The sequence below is a fragment of the Intrasporangium sp. genome, assembly GCF_030452765.1.
GTDB lineage: Bacteria > Actinomycetota > Actinomycetes > Actinomycetales > Dermatophilaceae > Intrasporangium_A.
Genome location: NZ_JAKDLO010000262.1, coordinates 1 through 4,512, shown reverse-complemented (window position 1 = coordinate 4,512; position 4,512 = coordinate 1). Strand labels below are relative to the sequence as shown.

General features: G+C 69.1%; 4 protein-coding genes. 3 read left to right on the top strand and 1 reads right to left on the bottom strand.

Going from position 1 to position 4,512, the window contains the following annotated elements; genetic code table 11:
• The 3 genes from L0H79_RS20870 to L0H79_RS20860 form a co-directional block, all read left to right on the top strand.
• The coding region (locus L0H79_RS20870) for a hypothetical protein (RefSeq protein WP_301486574.1) at nucleotides 1-291 on the top strand (291 nt) is incomplete at its 5' end.
• A 47-nt stretch (nucleotides 292-338) separates the two neighbouring features.
• Nucleotides 339-680: a thermonuclease family protein gene (locus tag L0H79_RS20865; RefSeq protein WP_301486572.1), complete on the top strand. Its 342-nt coding sequence runs from the start codon at nucleotides 339-341 to the stop codon at nucleotides 678-680.
• A 113-nt stretch (nucleotides 681-793) separates the two neighbouring features.
• Nucleotides 794-3,853, top strand: a complete 3,060-nt coding sequence (locus L0H79_RS20860) for a Tn3 family transposase (RefSeq protein ID WP_301486570.1) — start codon at nucleotides 794-796, stop codon at nucleotides 3,851-3,853.
• A 70-nt stretch (nucleotides 3,854-3,923) separates the two neighbouring features.
• Here the strand turns inward: L0H79_RS20860 and L0H79_RS20855 are convergent, their stop codons facing one another.
• Nucleotides 3,924-4,319, bottom strand: coding sequence for a ParA family protein (locus tag L0H79_RS20855; RefSeq protein WP_301486568.1), 396 nt, complete (start codon nucleotides 4,317-4,319; stop codon nucleotides 3,924-3,926).
• Between the last annotated feature and the right edge of the window lie 193 nt (nucleotides 4,320-4,512).

The following is a 4,512-nucleotide window of genomic DNA, read 5'->3' as shown; positions in this document are numbered from 1 at the left end:
GCACCGGCGAAGGCGCCCCGCGCCAAGCCCGCGAGAGCCGCCCGCCCGCGCTGGCACGTCGTGCAACTCGATGAGGCTGACGTCGGCGACCTCGACGCGGTCGTGGTCGTGATGAGCACCCACGCCAGCGAGCAGGCCGCCAAGAACACGATGAGCAGGATGCGCTCCAAACACACCGGCAAAGACACCGTCTACTACGAGGTCCGACGCACAGCCGACATCCACCGCCGCCTCGAATGGGACCCCGAGGCGGGCCGCGGCGTCCAGTGCGACGGGCCACCACCGTCGTGAGCTCGGCCGGCTCGGGGCCCGACGCGGCGCACCCCACGAGGCGCCCCATGACCAGGACCCACGCCGCGGCTGCGGCCGCGTTCACCGCCCTGGCCCTGGCAGGGTGTGCCCCCGGCGCAGACCCGGCGCCCTCGACCTTGACCCCGGCGGGCACCCCGACGGCCGCCACGGTCACCATCGCCAGGGTCCTTGACGGCGACACCGTCGACGTACGCCAGGCCGAGCGCACCGAACGGGTCCGGCTGCTTGGCATCGATGCCCCCGAGACCGAACACGGCCAGCAGCCCGCGCAGTGCGGCGCCGGCCACGCCACCGGAGCCCTACGCGACCTACTCGGCCGCGGGCAGGTCGCGGCCCGTGAGGAACATCGGAACGGAAACGTACGGTAGGGATGTCGTCGGGCTTGGGAGTACCGGTGGTTCGGGTCTTGGCGTACGTTTCGGCCTGCTGTGGCTGTCTTGGGGCTGGTCAGCGCGGGCGGCAGGCCGTAGTTTCTCGGGCCATGCCTGTTGAGTTTCTGACCGATGATCAGGCGGCCTCGTATGGCCGCTACAACGGCCCTCCGGCCCGGGCGCAGCTGGAGCGGTTCTTCTTCCTCGACGACACCGATAAGGCGCTGGTCGGGAGGCGCCGCGGTGATCACAACCGGCTTGGCTTCGCCGTGCAGTTGGCGACCGTTCGCTACGTCGGAACGTTCCTGGCTGACCCTGTCGACGTGCCGAGCGAGGTGGTGGACTACCTCGCTGATCAGTTGGGCATCGCCGACCCCTCGTGTGTGAAGCAGTACTCCCAGCGGGACACGACGCACCGAGAGCATGCCGGGGAGATCCAGCGCGGGTACGGGCTGCGCGATTTCGCCGAGGTGGAGGCCGAGTTGTCTGCGTGGGTGGATGCCCGCTCGTGGACGACCGGTGAGGGACCGAAGGCAACCTTCGACGGTGCGGTGGCGTGGCTGCGGGAGCGGCGAGTCCTGCTGCCGGGGGTGAGCACCCTTGCCCGGGTGGTGGCGCGGGTGCAGGGCGAGGCGGCGCAGCGGTTGTGGGACACGCTGTACGGGCTGGTCACCGATGAGCAGCGCAGACTGCTGGATCTGTCGCTGGAGGTGCCGGACGGCGACCGGACGTCGCGGTTCGATCAGCTGCGGAAGGGCCCGGCGGCGAAGCCGTCGGGGCCGCAGATGGTGAAGGCGCTGGACCGGGTGTCGCAGATCGCCGAGCTGGGTGTCGGCGGGATCGACCTGGGCGTGGTGCCGGCACGGCGGGTGGCCGAGCTGGCCCGGTACGGCCTATCGGGAAAGGCTCCGGCGTTGAAGCGGCACCCGGCGCAGCGGCGGTTGGCCACGATGCTCGCCGCGGCCCGGCACTTGGAGGGCAAGGCCGTCGATGACGCCCTGGAGCTTCTCGACGTGTTGATGGTCTCGGACCTGTTGGCTCGCGCGGAGCGGGAATGGAACAAGGAGAAGCTGCGCCGCTACCCGTGGGTTTCCAAAGATGCGGGCAAGCTGGCGGCCGCGGTACAGGTGCTGTTCGAGGCAACCGAGTTCGGAGAGAACCTCACCGTCGAGCAGTTGTGGGAATCGATCGAGGCGGTGGTGTCGCGCGCGGAGCTCCGCGCCGCGGTCGACAAAATCTCCGATGTGGCGCCGCCGCCGGGAGCGGATCCGGACGGGGAGTGGCGCGCCGAGCTCTCCGGCCGGATCGCGACCGTGCGAGGCTTCCTGCCGATGCTGTGCGAGGTGATCGCTTTCGGTGCGACCGCCGACGGTGAGCGGGTCCTGGCCGCGATGCGCACCCTGCCCGAGGTGCTGGCCTACCGGTCCCGCAAGCTGCCCGGCGGGCAGATCCCGGAGGGTCTGATCGATGCCGACCTGGTGGGTGGGGAGTGGCGCCGGCTGGTACACCGGCCGGGTCTGCCCGCTGGGGTAGTCGACAAGGCGGGCTGGGTGTTTTGCGTGCTGGAGCGGTTCCACCGGGCGTTGCGCCGCCGCGACGTGTACGCGGAGACGTCGACCAGGTGGCGCGATCCACGGGCCCAGCTGCTCGACGGCCCCGGCTGGGTGGCGGCGAAGCCGGCCGCGTTGAACGCGCTCGGATTGCCCGATGATCCGGATCCGCTGCTGGCTGGGCATGCGCGGCTGCTGGATGCGTCGTACCGGGAGGTCGGTGGCCGGCTGGTGGTGAACACCGCCGTCACCGTCGACGCCGACGGGCGGCTGCATGTGCAGCACATCGAGGCGATCCCGGACCCGCCGAGCCTGATCGACCTGCGCAGGCGGCTGGCCGCGATGCTGCCGAGAGTGGATCTGTCGGAAGTGTTGCTGGAGGTGATGGCTTGGCAGCCCCAGGTCCTCGGGGCGTTCACCGCGGCGTCCGGCGGCGGGACCCGGCTGGCCGACCTGCATGTCACGATCGCCGCCGTCCTGACCGCGCACGCCCTCAACATCGGGTACCCGCCGGTCATGTCATCAGGGATCGCGGCGTTGACCCGCGACCGACTGTCCCACGTCGACCAGAACTATTTGCGCGCCGAGACCTACGCGGCCGCGAACGCGCCACTGATCGAGGCCCAGACCCAAATCGAGCTGGCCCAAGCCTGGGGCGGCGGCCTGGTCGCGGCGATCGACGGGATGCGATTCGTGGTACCGATCCCCACCATTCACGCCCGCCCGAACCAGAAGTACTTCGGGCGCAGGCGCGGAGCGCAGTGGCTGAACATGGTCAACGACCAGGCCCTCGGCCTGGGCGGCAAAGTCGTCGCCGGCACCCCACGAGACTCGCTGCACACCATCGACGTGATCTACAGCCAAGACGGCGGCCCCCGCCCCGAGGTGATCGTCACAGACACGGCCTCCTACACCGATGTCGTGTTCGGGCTGCTGCATCTGCTGGGCTTCTCCTACCGACCCCAGCTGGCCGACCTGCCCGATCAGAAGCTGTGGCGCATCGACTCAGCCGCGGATTATGGGCCGCTCAACACGGCCGCCCGCGGCAAGGTCGACCTGGGCGCGATCCGTAGCCACTGGCCCGACATCCTGCGGGTGGTGGCCTCGATCCACACCGGCACCGTCACCGCCCACGACGCGCTGCGGGTGCTGTCCCGAGACGGGCACGCCACCCCGCTCGGGTCCGCGGTCGCGGCGTACGGGCGGATCTTCAAATCGCTGCACGTGCTGTCCTACATCGACGACGAGCCATACCGGCGCGACATCAAGGCGATGCGGAACCTGCAAGAAACCCGCCACGACCTGGGCAGGCACGTGTTCCACGGGCAGAAAGGCGAGCTGCGGCAGAAGTACCACACCGGGATGGAAGACCAGCTCGGCGCGCTCGGCCTGGTCCTGAACTGCATCACGTTGTGGAACACCGTCTACCTGAACACCGCCCTGGAAGCCCTCCGGGCGCAGGGCTACCCGGTCCTTGAAGACGACGTCGCCCGGCTGTCGCCGTTCATCCGCCGCCACCTCAACGTCCACGGCCACTACTCCTTCCACCTGCCCGAACTGCGCAGCGGCCGCCGCCCGCTACGAGATCCCGACACCGCCGGCGACGACGAGGACTCCTGATGCACTGTCGCGCTCTCGAAGGATCGGAGTGCCGGCAAACGAGGGTTATCGACACTCGCCACGGCCAGGCCTACCGTACGTTTCCGTTCCGATGTTCCTCACGGGCCGGATGGGTGTCGACAACAACCCAGTCGTTGCCCCACTCCCCCGCCCACTGGCGCAGCGCCGTGGCCATCGTCTCGTGGTGCGGCTGCTCGAACTCGAAATCGGGATGCGAGGGCACCAGGTCTGGTCGCTTGGTCCGCCGTCCCGCTCGTGGCTGGGGTGTCGTGCCTCGTTCGAGCGCATCGAGTAACGGCCGCTTCAAGTGATCCTCGGCGCGAAAGCCCCAGCTGCGGGTAGCTCCACCTCCCTCCCAGTCAAGGTCAACGAGGGGCGCCTTCAGCAACCACGCCAACTCGAAGGCCAAGGTCGTCTTACCGACGCCGCCTTTGCGGGAGTGAACGACTGCGATCTTGGGACTCATAAGGACGGTCTAGCGTTCAGACGTTGTGGAGTCGTGGAGGCGCGCCGTGAGAACGCCACAACGTCCAAACGTTATGACGGCATAACGTTATGGAGTTCAGACGTTGTGGCGTTCTGGTGGCACAACGCCACAACATCCCCAGCAGCAGCCCGCCGGCCCGGGGGAGTGGGTCGGAGCCCAGCAACGATTGGCG